1 protein-coding gene is annotated in these 499 nt (G+C 64.1%); it reads right to left on the bottom strand.

Translation table 11 applies throughout. The annotated features are described in order from the left end of the window. Positions 1 to 499, bottom strand: a 499-nt coding sequence (locus SB751_RS28095; protein ID WP_410748795.1) for a GDP-mannose 4,6-dehydratase, incomplete at both ends; no start/stop codon positions are given.

Here is a 499-nt window from a genome sequence, read left to right as displayed (position 1 = left end):
GAACAGGATGCCGTTGCAGGCGTACATGCCGTAGGCTTCGCGGTAGTTCACGCTGATCCAGTAGGCGTACAGCTTGGCGGCGGCGTAGGGGCTGCGCGGGTAGAAGGGGGTGGTTTCCTTCTGCGGCGTTTCCTGCACCAGGCCGTACAGCTCTGACGTCGAGGCCTGGTAGAAGCGGGCCTTGTCTTCCAGCTTCAGGATGCGGATCGCCTCCAGCAGGCGCAGCGTGCCCAGGCCGTCGGCGTTGGCGGTGTACTCGGGTTCTTCGAACGATACGCCCACGTGGCTTTGCGCGGCCAGGTTGTAGATCTCGTCGGGCTGCACCGATTGCACGATGCGGATCAGGCTGCACGAGTCCGTCATGTCGCCGTGATGCAGCACGAAGTTGCGCGGCTGGTCGTGGGGGTCCTGGTACAGGTGGTCGATGCGCGCGGTGTTGAACAGCGAGGCGCGCCGCTTGATGCCGTGGACTTCATAGCCCTTGGCCAGCAGGAACTCC

Origin of the sequence: Cupriavidus sp. SIMBA_020, from assembly GCF_046535395.1 — a bacterium.
Taxonomy (GTDB): Bacteria; Pseudomonadota; Gammaproteobacteria; order Burkholderiales; family Burkholderiaceae; genus Cupriavidus; species Cupriavidus campinensis.
This window is presented reverse-complemented; position numbering and strand designations above follow the sequence as displayed.